This window comes from Floridaenema aerugineum BLCC-F46, from assembly GCF_041929345.1.
GTDB classification, from domain to species: domain Bacteria; phylum Cyanobacteriota; class Cyanobacteriia; order Cyanobacteriales; family Aerosakkonemataceae; genus Floridanema; species Floridanema aerugineum.
On record NZ_JBHFNQ010000027.1, the window covers coordinates 1 to 16,559 of the forward strand.

21 protein-coding genes are annotated in these 16,559 nt (G+C 39.1%); 10 read left to right on the top strand and 11 right to left on the bottom strand.

Annotated elements, in window-relative coordinates; genetic code table 11:
• The 3 genes from ACE1CC_RS02940 to ACE1CC_RS02950 form a co-directional block, all read left to right on the top strand.
• Nucleotides 1–989: group II intron reverse transcriptase (locus ACE1CC_RS02940; RefSeq protein ID WP_413268981.1), on the top strand; the 989-nt coding region annotated here is incomplete at its 5' end.
• 72 nt (nucleotides 990–1,061) lie between these two features.
• Nucleotides 1,062–1,262, top strand: a complete 201-nt coding sequence (locus tag ACE1CC_RS02945) for a hypothetical protein (protein ID WP_413268982.1) — start codon at nucleotides 1,062–1,064, stop codon at nucleotides 1,260–1,262.
• Between the two features lie 28 nt (nucleotides 1,263–1,290).
• Nucleotides 1,291–1,485 carry a hypothetical protein gene (locus ACE1CC_RS02950; protein WP_413268983.1) on the top strand — a complete coding sequence of 65 codons (195 nt, stop codon included), beginning with the start codon at nucleotides 1,291–1,293 and terminating at the stop codon, nucleotides 1,483–1,485.
• 69 nt (nucleotides 1,486–1,554) lie between these two features.
• Here the strand turns inward: ACE1CC_RS02950 and ACE1CC_RS02955 are convergent, their stop codons facing one another.
• The 4 genes from ACE1CC_RS02955 to ACE1CC_RS02970 form a co-directional block, all read right to left on the bottom strand.
• A complete protein-coding gene (locus tag ACE1CC_RS02955; protein ID WP_413268984.1) occupies nucleotides 1,555–2,040 on the bottom strand; it encodes a YbaY family lipoprotein in 486 nt (161 codons plus the stop codon).
• Between the two features lie 152 nt (nucleotides 2,041–2,192).
• The gene (gene msrA, locus ACE1CC_RS02960; RefSeq protein WP_413268985.1) at nucleotides 2,193–2,846 is read right to left on the bottom strand and encodes a peptide-methionine (S)-S-oxide reductase MsrA; all 654 of its coding nucleotides are present in this window, start codon (nucleotides 2,844–2,846) and stop codon (nucleotides 2,193–2,195) included.
• Between the two features lie 312 nt (nucleotides 2,847–3,158).
• The gene (locus ACE1CC_RS02965; protein WP_413268986.1) at nucleotides 3,159–4,610 is read right to left on the bottom strand and encodes a DUF5009 domain-containing protein; all 1,452 of its coding nucleotides are present in this window, start codon (nucleotides 4,608–4,610) and stop codon (nucleotides 3,159–3,161) included.
• A 3-nt stretch (nucleotides 4,611–4,613) separates the two neighbouring features.
• A complete protein-coding gene (locus ACE1CC_RS02970; protein WP_413268987.1) occupies nucleotides 4,614–5,144 on the bottom strand; it encodes a hypothetical protein in 531 nt (176 codons plus the stop codon).
• A 147-nt stretch (nucleotides 5,145–5,291) separates the two neighbouring features.
• Between ACE1CC_RS02970 and pgsA the strand changes: the two genes are divergently transcribed.
• Nucleotides 5,292–5,819 (top strand): CDP-diacylglycerol--glycerol-3-phosphate 3-phosphatidyltransferase, encoded by a 528-nt coding sequence (pgsA, locus tag ACE1CC_RS02975; protein ID WP_413268988.1) that lies wholly within the window; start codon nucleotides 5,292–5,294, stop codon nucleotides 5,817–5,819.
• A 105-nt stretch (nucleotides 5,820–5,924) separates the two neighbouring features.
• Here the strand turns inward: pgsA and ACE1CC_RS02980 are convergent, their stop codons facing one another.
• From ACE1CC_RS02980 to surE, 3 genes are all read right to left on the bottom strand, one after another.
• On the bottom strand, nucleotides 5,925–6,344 hold the full coding sequence (locus ACE1CC_RS02980; protein WP_413268989.1) for a hypothetical protein: 420 nt from the start codon (nucleotides 6,342–6,344) through the stop codon (nucleotides 5,925–5,927).
• A 323-nt stretch (nucleotides 6,345–6,667) separates the two neighbouring features.
• Nucleotides 6,668–7,600 (bottom strand): NAD-dependent epimerase/dehydratase family protein, encoded by a 933-nt coding sequence (locus ACE1CC_RS02985; RefSeq protein WP_413268990.1) that lies wholly within the window; start codon nucleotides 7,598–7,600, stop codon nucleotides 6,668–6,670.
• A gap of 76 nt (nucleotides 7,601–7,676) precedes the next feature.
• Nucleotides 7,677–8,354, bottom strand: a complete 678-nt coding sequence (gene surE / locus ACE1CC_RS02990; protein ID WP_413268991.1) for a 5'/3'-nucleotidase SurE — start codon at nucleotides 8,352–8,354, stop codon at nucleotides 7,677–7,679.
• A 130-nt stretch (nucleotides 8,355–8,484) separates the two neighbouring features.
• Between surE and ACE1CC_RS02995 the strand changes: the two genes are divergently transcribed.
• The 5 genes from ACE1CC_RS02995 to ACE1CC_RS03015 are packed head-to-tail and all read left to right on the top strand — an operon-like array spanning nucleotide 8,485 to nucleotide 9,798.
• The gene (locus ACE1CC_RS02995) at nucleotides 8,485–8,829 is read left to right on the top strand and encodes a type II toxin-antitoxin system RelE/ParE family toxin (protein WP_413268992.1); all 345 of its coding nucleotides are present in this window, start codon (nucleotides 8,485–8,487) and stop codon (nucleotides 8,827–8,829) included.
• Nucleotides 8,801–9,127, top strand: coding sequence for a helix-turn-helix domain-containing transcriptional regulator (locus ACE1CC_RS03000; protein ID WP_413268993.1), 327 nt, complete (start codon nucleotides 8,801–8,803; stop codon nucleotides 9,125–9,127). The genes ACE1CC_RS02995 and ACE1CC_RS03000 overlap by 29 nt, the downstream gene beginning before the upstream one ends.
• 32 nt (nucleotides 9,128–9,159) lie before the next feature.
• Nucleotides 9,160–9,381 carry a HEAT repeat domain-containing protein gene (locus tag ACE1CC_RS03005; RefSeq protein WP_413268994.1) on the top strand — a complete coding sequence of 74 codons (222 nt, stop codon included), beginning with the start codon at nucleotides 9,160–9,162 and terminating at the stop codon, nucleotides 9,379–9,381.
• Nucleotides 9,362–9,598, top strand: coding sequence for a hypothetical protein (locus ACE1CC_RS03010; RefSeq protein WP_413268995.1), 237 nt, complete (start codon nucleotides 9,362–9,364; stop codon nucleotides 9,596–9,598). Before ACE1CC_RS03005 ends, ACE1CC_RS03010 begins: the two co-directional genes overlap by 20 nt.
• 38 nt (nucleotides 9,599–9,636) lie before the next feature.
• Complete coding sequence (locus ACE1CC_RS03015) at nucleotides 9,637–9,798, top strand: hypothetical protein (RefSeq protein ID WP_413268996.1); 162 nt, start codon at nucleotides 9,637–9,639, stop codon at nucleotides 9,796–9,798.
• A 233-nt stretch (nucleotides 9,799–10,031) separates the two neighbouring features.
• On the opposite strand, the gene ACE1CC_RS03020 is transcribed toward ACE1CC_RS03015, so the two are convergent.
• The 4 genes from ACE1CC_RS03020 to ACE1CC_RS03035 all read right to left on the bottom strand — a co-directional run bounded on the left by ACE1CC_RS03020 (nucleotide 10,032) and on the right by ACE1CC_RS03035 (nucleotide 15,314).
• The gene (locus ACE1CC_RS03020; protein ID WP_413266820.1) at nucleotides 10,032–10,268 is read right to left on the bottom strand and encodes a hypothetical protein; all 237 of its coding nucleotides are present in this window, start codon (nucleotides 10,266–10,268) and stop codon (nucleotides 10,032–10,034) included.
• A 115-nt stretch (nucleotides 10,269–10,383) separates the two neighbouring features.
• On the bottom strand, nucleotides 10,384–11,670 hold the full coding sequence (locus ACE1CC_RS03025) for a pentapeptide repeat-containing protein (RefSeq protein ID WP_413268997.1): 1,287 nt from the start codon (nucleotides 11,668–11,670) through the stop codon (nucleotides 10,384–10,386).
• A gap of 378 nt (nucleotides 11,671–12,048) precedes the next feature.
• The gene (locus ACE1CC_RS03030; protein WP_413268998.1) at nucleotides 12,049–13,944 is read right to left on the bottom strand and encodes a hypothetical protein; all 1,896 of its coding nucleotides are present in this window, start codon (nucleotides 13,942–13,944) and stop codon (nucleotides 12,049–12,051) included.
• Nucleotides 13,945–14,000: 56 nt separating this feature from the next.
• Nucleotides 14,001–15,314, bottom strand: coding sequence for a hypothetical protein (locus ACE1CC_RS03035; protein ID WP_413268999.1), 1,314 nt, complete (start codon nucleotides 15,312–15,314; stop codon nucleotides 14,001–14,003).
• Between the two features lie 562 nt (nucleotides 15,315–15,876).
• Between ACE1CC_RS03035 and ACE1CC_RS03040 the strand changes: the two genes are divergently transcribed.
• Complete coding sequence (locus tag ACE1CC_RS03040) at nucleotides 15,877–16,557, top strand: Crp/Fnr family transcriptional regulator (RefSeq protein ID WP_413269000.1); 681 nt, start codon at nucleotides 15,877–15,879, stop codon at nucleotides 16,555–16,557.
• Nucleotides 16,558–16,559 lie beyond the last annotated feature (2 nt).

Here is a 16,559-nt window from a genome sequence, read left to right on the forward strand (position 1 = left end):
TGATTCGTTACGCCGATGACTTCGTTATCCTCCACGAAGACATAACCATTGTCCAAAGATGTAAAGAGATAATCTCCGAATGGTTAAAAGGCATGGGTTTGGAATTAAAGCCAAGCAAAACCCGATTAGCTCATACCCTGAAAGAATATGAATCCGAAAAACCGGGTTTTAACTTCTTAGGGTACAACATTAGACAACACCCCACTGGAAAATATACCAGTGGACGAGTCAAAGGGAAACTGCTAGGTTTTAAAACAATCATCACCCCAAGCAAGGAAAGCCAGAAACGACACTACAAAGAGGTAGCAGAAGTAATTGATAAACACAGAGGGGTAAACCAAGCTGCTCTCATAAAAAGCTTAAACCCAATTATAAGAGGATGGAGCAATTACTACTCAACAGTAGTCAGTCAAAAGGTGTTTGAGAAACTTGACCACCTAGTAATCTGGAAATTACTTAAATGGGCAAAACACCGTCATCGGAACAAGGGCAAAAAGTGGAATGTCCAACGATACTTTCAAACCATTGGCGGTGATAACTGGGTATTCGCAACCAGGCAAGAAGGAACCAATCCTCTTCGGTTACTAAAACATAGTTCCACAATAATTAAACGCTATGTAAAAGTCAAAGGCGAAGCGTCACCATACGACGGAAACCTAGTTTATTGGAGTTCCAGAATGGGTGAACATCCCGAAATGCCAAACAGAATCTCAACCCTGTTGAAGCGACAAAAAGGAAAGTGTACCCACTGCGGATTGTTCTTCAAAGATGAAGATGTAATTGAAATAGACCACATTATCCCAAAATCGAAAGGTGGAAAGGATGAATATAAAAATTGGCAACTTCTTCATCGGCATTGTCACGATACGAAAACTATCTTTGATGGTAGTTCAGGCAACAAATCTGACTGTAAAAGTGTCAAGCCAAAGCCGCCAGTTAACTCAGAAATTAAATGGGTTAACGATATGCTGGTAATGACGTTTGTGTGACAAACACTATTTCACTGAGGAGCCGTATGATGCGAAAAGTATCAAGTACGGTTTTGGAGAGCAACGGCTCTCGTGAGAGAGTCGTTGACTTTAATTTTGCGGTCAGAAGGCATTAATATCCTGTCAGCAAATACCGTTGGGCAAACGGAATTTCAAGCTTGTGGAGAGCAAGTCAGACTCGTTGGTGCTAGCACTAAAAAGCGTTGTTCTAAGAAACAAGAATCTCCCGGTAAGCTACGCTGTACCGGGAGAGTGTCAATCGCTCTAATTTAAGTAGTAGTTTTACTAAAAGTTTTCGGAAATGGAAGATTCAACGTTTGTAATTTTTCTGGCGTTTGGTGTTATTTGGGCAATTATGGGCACGGCTGCTTGGATCGCACTTCTCAAGTCTGAAGGTGAAGAAATTCGTTTTGGCAAATGGGGATTGATTGTGATTATACCAATCCTGATTCCCTTTATTGCTGCTTTAGTTATTGCGGCAGTTTCTCGCAGTTAATTCTGTTACATGATTCATGGTTAATAGAAAAATTTATTTCTCCTAATTAACCATGAATCCTCCCCAAAATTATTGGGGTTTATTTAATGGTTCAAATCGGGAGAATACACTTTTTGGTTGGGGAGAAGTTCCCACTGAATTTACTACTATTTCGACTTTGTTAGGATTGCCGTTAGTAATCACCGGATAGGAAGTTGTATTAATGAAACGCACTCGATTATCAACAATAATTCTTGCTTGAATCGTATATGTGTTTTTTGGGTTAATCCTGTCTTGGTTATAGACAATTTCAAAGGGAAAGGGAACTTGGCGACGTTGAGTAGGAATTATTTGTTGACCGATCGCAACTGGGGGAGCATCTTTTTTCGTTACGTCTTTTAATTGTACAATCACTAAGGCATCTGGTGGTAAAGCTATTCTTTCTCGATAGGTGACAACACCACTGACGCTGGAAAACAAACTTGTTGTAGTGGGAGTTTGCGCGATCGCAGTTATGCTACCAATTAAGGCTGTGGTACTTAGGGCGATCGCCAAAACCGAACCGATCGTTTTCATTTTCAGTCCTTCTTACAATAAAAATTACTTACAGATTTAGACTTATTCTCCCATCACTCAGTTCCATTTTCTCCAAAACTATAAAATTTAACCCTAACCGAGTTAGAAACAGGGAAAAGGAATAATCCCATCCTTTCCCCTCTAGTTAACTTTTAAGCTGTTGTTGTTTCTGGGAAACAAACTTTTGTCCCGCCTAAACCACAATACCCACCAGGATTTTTAGCGAGATACTGTTGGTGATAAGCTTCAGCATAATAAAATTCTGGTGCATCAAGAATTTCAGTGGAAATTTCTCCATAACCAGAAGCATTCAGCGCTTTTTGATAAGCTGCTTTTGCAGCTTCTGCTATTTGCTTTTGGGTTTCGGAATAAACATAAATTCCTGAACGATACTGAGTTCCAACATCGTTACCTTGACGCATTCCTTGAGTCGGATCGTGACTTTCCCAAAAAACTTTCAGAAGTGATTCGTAACTAATTACTTTGGGGTCAAAAACCACTAAAACAACTTCATTATGTCCCGTCATTCCAGTGCAAACTTCTTGATAAGTTGGGTTAGGAGTTATACCAGCTGCATAACCAACTGCTGTGCTAAATACGCCTTCTTGTTGCCAAAATTTGCGTTCTGCGCCCCAAAAACAACCCATGCCAAATATTGCCTTTTCCATTCCCTCTGGAAAGGGCGGTTTTAGAGGATTCCCATTAACAAAATGACGCGCAGGTACAGCAATTGCTTCCTCACGTCCTGGTAATGCTTGATCTGGAGTAGGTAAGCTCAGTTTTTTGCCAAATCCGAATATTCCCATAAATTCCTAACTTTGCTTTTTAATGAAAGTCTTTACATTTCTTAATTTAACGCAATTGGCAAAAATTTGTGTAAAGTTCAGAGATTTTTAGCCACTATACAGACTTTTAATTAGGACTTACGCAAAGCCTTTATCCGTAGTAACGCACCATCCCACCACCTGATAGCGTCACTGTGTAAGTCCTGTTAATGCTTCGCTTATGCCCATATTCTCGGAGTCAGGGGTCATCAGGGCTTGTATCCGATTATTTTTGGTCAAAAAGAAGCTGCTACTTTAGTACAGTTAAAAACTGCCCTAAGTTGGTAATTTTCCCTATGTTCGCCAAAACAGTTTCAACCTAGTAAATAAACTGACAATATAGCCAACAGTCAAAGTGTAAAAAACTCCTTTGAGAAACCCATGCAGAGGAGTTTGCACATTGGCAATTACAAATCTTTCAATTCCCAATGCAATAAAAATCGGCCAAACTAAATTCGCAAATCCTACATAACCAATCATCGGGTTTTGTCCGTTGTCAATCAACAAATGTAGGGGTTTTTGCCATTGCAAAACATCTATTAATATCGTAAAAATAATCAACACAAAAAAGGCGATTCCTGTAGTTAAAAAGAAGTAACTGTAAGTAGCTGTATCTTTCTTAATTCCCCCTTGGTAAGGTTCAAAAAGTAAACCCAACGCCAACCAATAAACTCCCCAATAATACAATTTTTGCATTAAAATTTCAGTTTCATTTTTTGGGTTAACGAATAGAAAACCAGCTAAACAGGAAATAGCTGCACTAACTAATGTTGTTTGCCATACCCATCTACCTTGCAACCCGATAAGTAAGATTAAAATATTAGCTAACAACCCTAATATAATTGCTAACAATTTATAATTCTGTTTTCTATTAAAATCATTATCTAAATTAGGTTTTTTGAGCCAATTCAATATTAAATCTCCGGCAATAGTTCCGGGAATTACGATAAACAAATAAGATAAATAATGAAATTTAAATAACCAAGGTACAGGAGAATATGCCCACAATGCAGCCGTCCAAGTTTTAGCAACAGTGGAAGATAAGCGGAGGGCAAATAATAAGCCGAGTATTCCCACTCGCAATTTGAAATTAAATCTAGTAAATAACCAAATTATTGAACCAAAAACAGCCGTATTTGTCAGAACAATTAAAATAATATCGCTGCGTGCCAAAGAAAAACCTATGCCATTAGTATAGCGGATTCCAGAAATAATAATAACTGCTAAGATCCAAGCGCCAATTGTAGTTGCTGGTTGGGGAATTTTTCGTAAGCTACTTGGCAAGCGAACAAACATGAAAAATAAGATAACAAATCCAATTACAGCAATTAACCATTTGTTTGGGAATGAATTATCAGCGATTTTACCTGGTCGAAAATGCTCTAAAAATATAGCGAATGCACCCAAAAAAAACCCTCTTTTGAGAATATAAAGAATTACCTTAATTTGGTTAGTTATTCCTGATTTAATCCGATGAGAAAGGGCTAAGGGAATAGATGCACCCATCGCAAATAAAAACAAAGGAAAAACTAAATCAACCCAGGTTAAACCGGGCAAATTGGGATTATAAGTGTGAGTTGGTGGGGGTTCTTGGGCGTGATACATCCAAGCGGGTAATATTCGGTAAGAAATTGTCCCCGATAGCACCATTGTTAAAACCGCGAATCCGCGCAACGCATCTAATGAGTAGGCGCGTTTTTGATGAGAAATAGAAATCGTATTTTCCCCTTGTTTGTTTGAATTCAAATTTTAACCCCAAGTAAACAAATCAGCTGTAGTTTTCCGGCAACAATAAAGTCTGGTTTGAATTTCATGCTTGACTATGGCATAACGCCAACCCAAGAGCACTCCTTTTTGATAAGGTGTGGGATAAGCATTAATTTTTGGTGATTCTTCGCAAGGAGTACGGCAAAGAACTTTCCCTTCAGCGTATCCCTCCCAAAATTCAGTGGCTTTTTTGCCGGAGTTATGTAATTGTAATCGGTAATCAGCCATGAGTAATTCAATTTGGATTAAGTGTTCCTTAATTACTTCTCCTTGGTGCAACCATTTCAATAATTGATATGATTTTTGCCCCCAGGATTTGTTATGTCGAATTGCTTGCCAAACTTTTTCCCAATTTAAGGGATATGTTTGTTCTAATACAGCGATCGGCATTCCATCAGCTATTGCTTCCTTAATACCTCTGGTAGCTTGTTGATATTGTTTCCAAGCTGCTTCTAAACAGATTAATGATGCTTCACAAGTTTTCAGTTTTTGATCTGCCCAACGGTTTTGCATAGTTATTTTTCTTTAAGTTTTTTGGATGTTTACAGATATGGTGGTCAGATGTTTCCTATAATTATTGCGGTTCATGTTTTATACTCCTCCACTGTTTTGTCTCCTCACTGTTCTACTTAAAGCGAAGAATCTCCTATTAACCAATATATGACTATTCCGACCTGGATCACTCTGTCTCGTCTTTTGGGGTTGCCCTTTATACTCTATGCTTTACATTATCCAAGTACTTCAAGTCGTTGGATATGTTTGGTAATCTTTCTTATAGCTGCTGGTACAGATTGGCTGGATGGCTATTTAGCAAGAAAACTTAACCAAGTTACAGATCTGGGAAAGTTTCTCGATCCTTTAGTCGATAAGCTGCTGGTATTAGGGCCATTATTAGCGCTGATCGAATTAGGTCAAATACCTGCTTGGGGTGTGTTTTTAATTCTGGGGAGAGAGTTAGCGATCGCAGGTTGGCGCGTTAATCAAACTAAAATTTCTGGGGCTAATATTTGGGGTAAACTAAAAACTGTCAGTCAAATTTTGGCGATCGCCCTTCTGATCGCACCTTTACCCACAGCTTGGCAAGTATATTCTCTAATTGCTTTTTGGATTTCGGTTGTTCTCACCTTGATTTCAGGAATTATCTATGTTCTGCCACAAAATCCAACTAGCAATGATTTTTCTCAGTAGAATTTTACATAAAAATTTAATATTTGCAGAAAAACCTAGTTTCTTGGACTTACCAGTTCTCTGGCTAAAAATATCCGCAGAAACCAAGTTTTTTAGTTGTAATTTTTAACGTCTAAAGTCGATCGTGAACGGTTGACCGTCTAGTTTTCCACCACCAAAAATCGACTGAAGTTGACCATTGCGATAAGTCACTACTATGATTCCTGAAGCATCTGCATTACCAGAGTTAGTTAAGGTGACTAATAGCTGATTTTGGGGGCCATTTTCCCATTTTCCACCAAAGTTAATTTGATTCCCGTTACTAGCTCTCAGTTGCAGCTTTGCAGTGTTATCAGCTATTGTATCTACTGTGACCCGATTGATTGTCTGTGCCGGACGACTACCTATAGCTAATGTTCCGCGTCCTGTGGCGACTGCTGCTTCTACAGTCTGGGGAGTTGTGAGGATGATGGTAGCTGGTGCGATCGCAGTTATTCCCAGCAACATAGATGCTCCTACAGCGCCAACTTTGATATTCAATCCCATGATTTTCCTGTTAGTTACAAAACTCTTTATTTAAAGAATATCATTCAACCTCTTTTGTTCCTTAAATTGGAGATCCCCCTAAATCCCCCTTAAAAAGGGGGACTTAAAAAAAGGCGACTTAAAAAAGGGCGACTTAAACCAGTTTCTTGTTCCCCCCTTGCTAAGGGGGGTTAGGGGGGATCGAGTTCCCCCCTTGCTAAGGGGGGTTAGGGGGGATCGAGTTCCCCCCTTGCTAAGGGGGGTTAGGGGGGATCGAGCATTTGTCCCCAACTTTTTATATCCTGTAAAAATGTAGAGACGTTGTATACAACGTCTCTACATTTTTAGGCTTTCAATATCTCATCATCTACTGAAAAATCAATCTCAGATTTATCCCTTCCAGAGGCGAGAAAGTCATTTTCAAATGAATCTTTTAACCCAGAAATTAAATCATACTCTGGTTTCCAATTCAGTTCAGTCATTGCTTTATTAATTGAGGCGAAAAAGTGTTGTAATCGTAATGGGAAACCTTTACGTTTGCCAAAGTCAAATTTTTTCGGATCGTAATGAACAATTTGCAAAGAATCGGGTGATTTTCCGGCGGCAATTGCACAAGCGCGGGCTAATCCATCAAAGGTAACGTAACGTTCACCAGATATATTATACACTTGCCCGATCGCTTTTTCATTGCCTAAAACTGCTGCCATTGCATTTGCTAAATCTTTGCAATGACCGAGTTGGGTAATATGTAATCCGTTACCGGGAATGGGGATGGGTCGATCGCGCACTATGCGATCGAAAAACCATGCTTCCACATCATTATAATTCTGTGGGCCATAAATATAAGTGGGACGAATGGAGGTAAAAGGTAATCCTTTTTCTTGCAAATAAGCTTCGGTTTCAAACTTTCCTTTGTGGCGACTTTTCGGATCGATCGCATCCCCTTCAATGTGAGGTAATTGATCGGTTTTCAGATAAACTCCCGCCGAACTCATATAGACAAAATGTTTAACTTTGCCGTGAAAAATATCCGCTAAAACTTGAGTATCGCTAAGTTCCCGCCCATTGTTGTCAAAGATAGCATCAAAGCTTTCGTCAGCTAATTTTTCTTTGATTCTGTCAGCGTCAGTGCGATCGCCATGAATTTCTCCTATACCTTCCACTGGTGCGGGTTTATTGCCTCGATTAAATAATATAACTTCGTGACCTTGTTCGACCAAAATTTTAGTTAAATAGACTCCGATAAACCGAGTCCCGCCCATGATTAAGATTCGCATTTTGTCTCGTTCCCAATTGTCAACTATCTGATTTTACTTCTGATTGACTTTGCTTTTTCAACAAACTTTAGTTATTTTACAACCTTAGTTGAGTGACGGCGATTTTCCCGGAGAAGCAGACATCGACATCGGTGTTGGGAGTGCGATCGCGATCGGCATACTTCCCATGATAATAAAAATCATCATTTTCCAGGCGATAATTAATAGGTAAACGACCTTTACAAGGCTCACAAAATACAACTTCTGGGTCAGGTTCTCCGGGTAATAAATGGGGTAAATTGACATTCCAAAAACTCCCAGGTTCTAAAGGTCGATCGAACAAATCAGCTAATACTTTCGCCGTCCATCTCGCCGCCGTATCCCAATCAACATTTAGCTTACTTTTGCGATAGTGAGAAACCGCAATTCCGGGAATTCCCAATATTGCTGCTTCCCTAACAGCGGCGACAGTTCCCGAAATATAAACATCAACCCCTAAATTGCCCCCTGCGTTAATTCCTGAAAGCACCCATTTAGGATTAGGAAAAAGGTGACTTAAAGCAATTCTTGTACAATCAGCAGGAGTGCCACCAATGGCAAATTCTGTTTCGGAACGGCGCAAAACTTTTATCGGGCGAGTAGTAGTAACTTGATGCCCACAACCTGATAAATGGTCTTTTGGGGCAACAATTATTCCTTTGCCATTAACTGCTTTTTGTAATGCTTGAATCCCAGGTGCATCGATGCCGTCGTCGTTAGTCAAAATTAGAGTCATTTGTTTTAGGAGAGTATCAACAGATATCTTGCACAATTATCATTAAGTATCACAAACCGCAAGGTATTAAAATCCATTGTTAGTATCCATCCGCCTATAAAATCAGAGTGCCAACCAATTAGAATAAACAATGGAAGTACAACCAAGGGAGATTCAACGTTACGTTACTCCAGATGGGAGAGTTCCTTTTACCGAATGGCTTGATTCCATGCGGGATAGAAGAGCCAGAACTACTATTAAATCTAGACTTGACCGAGTTAGTCAAGGTAATTTGGGAGATTACCGATCGGTAGGAGAAGGCGTTTTTGAACTTAGAATAGATTATGGCCCTGGCTATCGAGTTTATTTTGGACAAATCGGGTTAACAATTGTGCTTATCCTCTGTGGTGGAGATAAAAGCACTCAAGAGCAAGATATTAGCAAAGCTAAGGAGTATTGGAGAGATTATGAAAAACGTAAAGACCCCAGCGAGTGATAGCTATTACGACTACTTAATTTCATCTCTAAAAGATCCTGAAGAATCGGCGATGTATATCGAAGTGACATTGGAAGAAGGAGATCCAAAATTATTAAATTTGGCAATGGGAAATGTAGTTGCAGCACATCAAAAGATGAACAATTTATCTGAAGAAGCTAAACTGCACTATCAAAACCTCAGCCAGATGTTATTAAGCCATGAAAATTCCGAAATTTATACTTTAGTAGCCCTATTAAATGAAATGGGTTTTCGCTTGGAAGTAAAACCCAAAGAAGGTGAATCTGCTTCTAGTTAATTCTCCCACTTAATGAAGCGGCGGTTTCGGCTTTGATAAACGCTTTAAATTATGAAGACTCAGATCTTCGTTGGAATGCGGCTAAAGCATTAGAAAAAATCGGCAATGAAGCGACGGTTTCGGCTTTGATAAACGCTTTAAATTATGAAGACTCAGATCTTCGTTGGAGTGCGGCTCAAGTATTAGGAAATATCGGCAATGAAGCGGCGGTTTCGGCTTTGATAAACGCTTTAATTGCTAGAACAACTAGCTAAAAATAACCAAACAATCGTCCAATCTGACGATCGAGATGTTGTAGTTTCAGCCATTCACCAAGAAATCAAGCGCAATCCCACAATTAAAGCGCGGTTGTGGAATGCTTTAAAAGCTGGTGGAACTGAGGCATTGAAGTTAGCATTAGAAGCGATATTTAAAAATCCATTTGTTAGTGTTCCAGTGGAGACAGTCAAAGGATTTATTGAAGCGGAGTAGAGTTTGTTGATTTGTACAATTAGCCTGAAGGGGAATAAATGAAATTTTTACTAATTAGTTGGTGTGTCGCCCACAGCCGCCCGGAAATCAATTTCCGGGCTAATAGCAAAAGTCCATTAAAATGGACTGGAAGATTAGTATTTAGTCCACTTAAGTGGACTTCAGCTATTAGCCTGCGAATTGATTCGCAGGCGGGATGACAACGAAGCAATTAATTTTGTTTAGATTTAATCACGGAATCTGCATGGTAATTATTTTCAGGTATCGCTAATTTTTGTTAGTGCGATCGCTCATTTAAATTAACAGTAATTTGAGTGCGATCGCCCTAATTGAATTGGGGAATGCGATCGCTCATCTCCTAAAATAGAAAATCAATCCTAAAAAAATCACACTCTCTATAAACCAACTACCAACTACCAACTACCAACTACCCTCAAAACGGCATATCATCATCATCAAAATCTGGCGATATATCATCATTAATTTCTAAATTTTGCTGTTCATCTTCCATTTGCATATCAATCCAACGCTTTGCCATTTTCAGCGCTTCCTTGGCATTCTTGGCGTTGTGAACGGGAATAAAGCATTTACCACCAGCGTTCCAAACTTCTACGCAAAAAACTGGTCTAGCTTCAATAATCCAACCTTTATAAATTTCTGGCGAACTCATAAATATTCATTCTCTACTAGGTGGCTAAGTCTATTTTAAAATTTCACTGCCTCTTAAGAGTATGTCCGGCAAATTGTTTCTCTGGGTGGGGAATTGCGATATGCAACAGAGCAGGCTACGCCAACGCACTTCCCTCATCTAAAATTATCCCTATACAATCTACTTGGGAAAAATCTACACCACTCAAATTCGCCCCTCGTAAATCCGCCCTCGTCAAATCTACATTACGTAAATCCACATTACTTAGATTAGCCTGACTTAAGCACACTCCCATCAAATCCGCCCCCCGTAAATCCGCACCTGTCAAATTTGCGCCTTGTAAATTTGCCTTAGTCAAATTCACAAGGCGCAAATCAGCATTACTCAAATTAGCCTGTTTCAAATTTGCTTTAGTCAAATCCGCAGCTTTCAAATCTGCATCTTGGAGTTTTGCTGTTTCTAACAGAGCTTGTCGCAAGTTTGCCTTACTCAAGTCTACGCTCCTCATCTCTACGCCTGTTAGATTAGCACGACTTAAATTAGCACCTCGCAAATCTGCACCACAAATGTCTACATCACTTAAATTTACTTCTACTAAAGATACATCAGGCGCAATCAAATAAGCACCTAACTTGAGAGGATCAACATCATCAGGAAAACGAGTTCGCCGAGTATAAACAGCTTTTTTCAAAATCACTTCTCGTAAATCAGCGCCAGTTAAATTAGCCCCACTTAAATTTACCCCACTCAAATTAGCTGCAACTAAATTAGCATTACTCAAGTTAGTTTCTCTTAAATTTGCCCTTCGCAAATCTGTGCCTCGCAAATCTGTATCACTCAGAGCAACACCACTTAAATTAATCTGTGGTAACAACATATTCGGGCCAATTAAATAAGCCCCAACTTTAGCGATATCAAAACTTTCTGGGTAACGAGTTGCTAAGTTATAAACAGCATTTTGTAACTTTACTCCCCGCAAATCTGTGCTACTTAAATCTGCGTCACATAAATTAGCGCCACATAAATTAGCTTCTTCCAAATTAGCGCCCACTAAGTTCGCTTTGCAAAAATTAGCTCTCCGTAAATCTGCCTGATACAAGTCTGCACCAACTAAGTTCGCTTTCCATAAGTTAGCTTCAGTGAGTACTGCTCTCCTCAAATTAGATAAGTTCAGACAAGCTTCGCTTAAATTAGCTAAAGTAAGACAAGCCTCACTCAAATTTGCCTCAATTAAATCGGCAAAAGTTAAGCAAACTTCCCTTAAATCCAGTTTTTTTAATTCGGCTTTCCTTAAGTAAGCGCCTCTGAGATACGCACCCCGGAGATCAGTTCCTTTCAGAGAAGGATTAAGAGAATTTGCACCAATCGATGCTTGCCAATTACGATTTTCTTTACTAAATTTGTCCCCTCGTTGATTCGCCACAATTTTCGGTAGTCGTACTAGGTTGTAAGTTTGTCAATTTAACTAAATATTAATTAATTTCTTTACTAAGTTAAATAAAGAAAAAGCCCAAGTCATCAGTCACTAAATCTTATATTCAATCTATCTCACTTTATCATGGCAAAATGCCACAGTGAAAGTACTTAATATTTACTAATAATTTATATACTGTCTGCGTAAATTTGAGGTTGTAAGCACCCTGAATGCTGCAATCATCTCCGGTAAAAACACTTAACAAGCACCTTTTTTAGCCAAAACCACCCAAATTTCCCTCATAAACATTGAGTATTAGCCTTTCTATGTCTCGGTTATGAAGCAGGAAATTACGTAATACTTTAGTAACATAAATTTCCTATATATTTACTTTTCTACGGTTGCCAACCAGTAAATTGTGTATGGTTCTTCTAATTTTTGGTAAGTACGAGCTAAAACCGCAGTTAAATAACCTCGTAAATGATCGGCATAATCAGAATTTAGGGAATATGTTTGATTTTCCAGATCTAAAAACAATTTTCCGGTTCTAATTGCTTGATAATCTGTATTTTGCCAAGATGCTTCTGTTAGTAAACCTGCATCTAATTCTGTAGGAACTAAACCAGCGGGAAGTTCACCCGATAAAAAAGCAAATAACCTTTGTTGACAAGCACGAATATTAATACCTTTACGTTCCAATAAGTTGATAATTTTACCAATGGAAAGTGGTGTTTCACCAAAGGTACGTAAAAGTTCCAAGAGTAAGAAGTAATCGTTATACTGCTGTCGAGAATTGTCTATAAGTTGTCCATAAAGTGGTAAAATAGCCAATCCTGTAGCCACCCGGTTTTCTGGTTTGATTGTTGATTTGATTTCGGCTTCTTGGATGACTTTAGCATTAGGAAATTTTTGGCGTAACCAAGTAGTTAAACCGGGAAGCATGGTAGTTTTACCTGTACAAATAATTTGGGTTATTGCTTCGACAGAACTACCACCTTGGGTTAAAAGTGTGTTTAATTCTCGATTTAAGCTTTGGATAAAACGAGTAGTTACACGCTTTTGTAAATCTTGTTTCCTGATTTCTCGATCTTCTTCTCCTAGAGTGAAAGTGAAACTTTCTTCTTGTGGTAAAGTTACTTTTAAATAACTCGCTGCTGACAATAATGTTTTTCCCCATTCGCTACTTGACAGGCGCATTTGTAATTGCTGGCGAGTTAATAAGTCAGGTTCACCGGGTAAGGGTTTTTCGATTTCCGATTCCCCATTTAAAAGTAATTGACAAACAATGTCTTGATCGAGGTGATTACCTGCGTAGGGAAAACTGCGAAGAATAAAATCTTGGTAAGTTAAATATTGCACTTTTTCTGGTAAGTCAACTAGTGCTAATTCTGTGGTATGGGCTCCAGAATTTATGATTAAAGTTTCACCCTGCCATCGAAGTGGGTAATTTCCTGAGTTATATTTGGTAGTAATATCGGCAATATTTTCTGTGGTTGTTAACTTGGTTGCCTGAAAATGTAGTTCTGTTAAGAGGGATGCGATCGCTTCCTCCACAAAACAAATTTGCTCCCCATTATTCACCAATCCAGATGCTAAAATCCCTTCTCTAATATTAAACCGATAAGCTTCCGAACAATTAGCCGGACAACTTACAAAAATTCCCGCCAAATCTGCGATCGCCGCCGTCAAATCTTCTGCTGATAACCCTTCAGCAAAGCTACCATTAACCAAATTATTTGATTGGGACGGCATTTCCCGGTTTTCGCCCGGATTCAAATATGACAACAGCACTGTTATTTCTGAAATTATTTCCCTTAATTCAATCCCTTGAATTTCTGGATAATTTGTCTGTTTTAAAGCTAAACTCTCACTTTCTTCCGGTTTTGAGTACTTAAATACAGGTTCGGATTTTCCCGTTTGCTCTGAGTAATAAGGTAGCGCAACGTTTAAATAACTTTTAAAGTTTTTTGGTAATGCTTTCCCAGCAAAATTGATTGGTAAGCAAGCACAATTTTTTGATAAATCTGTCTGTTCTGTAACCAACCAACTAATCGGATAAACTTTTTTAGTACACTTGTTGAACAACACAGCAGCAAGTCCTGTCGTACCAATATCCATTCCTAAATACCAAACGCTAGCCCCAGCAGCAGGTAAAGGAGGTAAAGGACGCAAAGACAACAGAGAAGCAGGAGTAGGACGAGAAATTAATCTTTGTTCTATTTGATGAGCCAGATTTAATGAAACTGATTCTTTCACAGATTTTTCTGCATTTGCAGCCAACATCTGCGCCTCAGTTTTCACTTTCTCTTTACGTCTTTTCTGAGCAGGCGACTTGGATTTTAGTTTTTTTTTTCCGCCTCCACAGATTCTTGGTTATTTGCTAATTCTGGAGTTTCTGACGGTTTTAATTCTGCATTAATTACCGCAATAGAACTGTTATTAGAATCACCAAATAAGTCTTCAAACTCTGCCAAAATATGTTCGGGAATTGCTGCATTTATTTTTTCTTGTTCTTGTTCCACAGCAGCCGCCAAATCTAAATCGATACTATCAGTAGCATCGCTAATAGTTTCTATAATATCTTCTAGTGGGAGAACCTCCAGTTGCTCAACTCCTCCTAATTCAGAAAAATCTTCATTTAAATCTAAATCAATTCTCTCAGTACCAGATGTAATACTTTCTATAACACCTTCTGGCGGGAGAACCTCCAGTTGCTCAACTCCTTCCAACTCAGACAGGTCTTCATTTAACTGTTCTACAATATTATTTCCTAACCAAAGGTCTACTTTTGGTTTAGTAACTGCTAAGTCAGTTGTCAGCAAATCTTCTTCCGGCGATGCCGTAGTTTCACCTGCATCTTCTATTAAATCTGTTAAGGCAGAAATTGTATCGTTCTGCTTTAATTGCGCTCTGATAAAATCTGCGTTTTCCTGGTTTTCACTAATTTCTGTTGTCAACTCCACACCATTATCAGCAAGTGCTTCGACTGATGCTTTACTAATTTCTTTTGTCAACTCCACACCAGCATAAGGTAGTGGTTTGACTGACGCTGCAAGCAATTCCAATTGCGGATTGATTGCTGTTGTTTCTAATTCTATAAATTGCAGTTTTGGCAATTCTGTTTCCGGCTGCCAGGTGGTTTCTACATCTTCATTTAGCAACTGAACAGCTTGTATTTTCTCTAGAGTTTCCGCCAATTTTTGATTGACAGTTTCCTGCAATCTTTTGATTAATTCTTGGGATAATTCTCTAACAAATTGTTGTTGATAAACTAATACTTCTGGCTCAATTAATGCTTGGCGTTGTTGCTGTAACAGCCGAATTTCATTTAATAATTCTTGCCTTTGTTGCTGCAATAAGGCAATTTCTGTCTGTAATGATTCCGATAATAGCGATCGCTCGCCTGACGCTTCAGTTTGCTCAACCAAAATTTGGTAACTGGCGATTTCTGCCACTTGAGTTTCCGCTCCCGTAGCTTGTACTATGGTTAATTGTTCCTGCCATTTTTGCAGCTGTTGGCGAACTCGCTCCAACATTTGCCGATCGGCATTCCCATCCCCCACCAACCAACTAAAGCGGGATTTACTATCTTTGCTAAGTACTGCATCAATCTCAGCAATCAGTGCTTGGATTTTAGCTGTTTGGAACGTCATTCGATTTTAGATTTTAGATTTTAGATTTTAGATTGACCCCACAGGTTAGTTCAGTCTTTGCTTCTATCCGGGAATTCCTCGTTGTTAATCTTAATTTACTTACTAGTTACAATCAAGATGCTAGTAAGAAAGCAGAAGTCTCCCAGGAACGAAAGCGGCTACACTCAGCTTTTTACCAATTCCTTAAACTTCACTCTGAAGTTGTCAGTAGGTAAATTTCTTGGTTTTTACTGTTCTTCTTTACCATAAATTTCCCAAAATTGCAAGGATATATTCAGTGTGAGGCCAAAGAGCGATCGCCAGAAAACTAACCATCTCGTTGTTTTTCGTGATAATCTCTATAAAGTGCTGCAATCGTACTGAGAGTGTCAGTTTCAGACACTACACCATAGTTCTTCAGGAACACCTGTTCCCCCAAGATACTGCGGTCAATTAGTTATCATTGATTTGCAGTCCTACTAAATCTGATACTATGCCAACTTATCAGCCTACCAAACTCTAATCAGCCCCTATTGATTTTTAGTTTATTTACTCAACATAGTCTTAGTGAAAGAATGGTCTGATGGAAGACCGAAACTATACTCTAATCCGTTCAACGCCTTTTTTCAAAGGTTTACCAGAAGGTACCGTTGAAAAAGCTACAGCCCACCTTGTTACCCGTAATCATCCAGCAAACCAAGTAATTTTGCTAGAAAATGACTGGGGGAGTTCAGTTTACTTCATTCTCGAAGGTTGGGTGAAAATTCGCACGTACAATCTAGAAGGCAAAGAAGTAACCCTGAATATTTTGGGGAAAGGAGAAATCTTTGGTGAAATGGCAGCACTTGATGAAGTGCCTCGTTCCACCGATGTCATCACCTTGGCTCCCACAATAATTGGCAATATGCCTGCTCAGGATTTTGTCAAATTAATTTATTCCGAGCCAATGGCAGGAGTTCGTCTGGCACAATTGATGGGGCGGCGTTTGCGCCAAGTCAATCGCCGACTCCGGTTAAGAGAGTCTGATAGTATGTCACGAGTAGCCGACACCATACTATTCTTGGCAGATGGGCAGGGAAAACAAACCACTGAAGGCGTAGAAATTCCCAACCTCCCACACCGAGAATTGAGTAGCTTGAGTGGACTAGCAAGAGAAACTGTCACCAGAGTATTGACGAAGCTCGAAAAGAAAGGCTTAATTAAGCGGGATCAGGATATTCTGAGAATTCCTGACCTAAATGCTCTGGAAAAAATGATTGTTTAAAC

What these genes read in the sequence shown, in the direction of transcription:
- ACE1CC_RS02950 (WP_413268983.1), top strand. Translation starts at nt 1,291, where the DNA reads ATGGAAGATTCAACGTTTGTAATTTTTCTGGCGTTTGGTGTTATTTGG.
- ACE1CC_RS02955 (WP_413268984.1), bottom strand. Translation starts at nt 2,040, where the DNA reads ATGAAAACGATCGGTTCGGTTTTGGCGATCGCCCTAAGTACCACAGCC.
- msrA (WP_413268985.1), bottom strand. Translation starts at nt 2,846, where the DNA reads ATGGGAATATTCGGATTTGGCAAAAAACTGAGCTTACCTACTCCAGAT.
- ACE1CC_RS02970 (WP_413268987.1), bottom strand. Translation starts at nt 5,144, where the DNA reads ATGCAAAACCGTTGGGCAGATCAAAAACTGAAAACTTGTGAAGCATCA.
- pgsA (WP_413268988.1), top strand. Translation starts at nt 5,292, where the DNA reads ATGACTATTCCGACCTGGATCACTCTGTCTCGTCTTTTGGGGTTGCCC.
- ACE1CC_RS02980 (WP_413268989.1), bottom strand. Translation starts at nt 6,344, where the DNA reads ATGGGATTGAATATCAAAGTTGGCGCTGTAGGAGCATCTATGTTGCTG.
- ACE1CC_RS02985 (WP_413268990.1), bottom strand. Translation starts at nt 7,600, where the DNA reads ATGCGAATCTTAATCATGGGCGGGACTCGGTTTATCGGAGTCTATTTA.
- surE (WP_413268991.1), bottom strand. Translation starts at nt 8,354, where the DNA reads ATGACTCTAATTTTGACTAACGACGACGGCATCGATGCACCTGGGATT.
- ACE1CC_RS02995 (WP_413268992.1), top strand. Translation starts at nt 8,485, where the DNA reads ATGGAAGTACAACCAAGGGAGATTCAACGTTACGTTACTCCAGATGGG.
- ACE1CC_RS03000 (WP_413268993.1), top strand. Translation starts at nt 8,801, where the DNA reads ATGAAAAACGTAAAGACCCCAGCGAGTGATAGCTATTACGACTACTTA.
- ACE1CC_RS03015 (WP_413268996.1), top strand. Translation starts at nt 9,637, where the DNA reads ATGAAATTTTTACTAATTAGTTGGTGTGTCGCCCACAGCCGCCCGGAA.
- ACE1CC_RS03020 (WP_413266820.1), bottom strand. Translation starts at nt 10,268, where the DNA reads ATGAGTTCGCCAGAAATTTATAAAGGTTGGATTATTGAAGCTAGACCA.
- ACE1CC_RS03030 (WP_413268998.1), bottom strand. Translation starts at nt 13,944, where the DNA reads ATGTTGGCTGCAAATGCAGAAAAATCTGTGAAAGAATCAGTTTCATTA.
- ACE1CC_RS03035 (WP_413268999.1), bottom strand. Translation starts at nt 15,314, where the DNA reads ATGACGTTCCAAACAGCTAAAATCCAAGCACTGATTGCTGAGATTGAT.
- ACE1CC_RS03040 (WP_413269000.1), top strand. Translation starts at nt 15,877, where the DNA reads ATGGAAGACCGAAACTATACTCTAATCCGTTCAACGCCTTTTTTCAAA.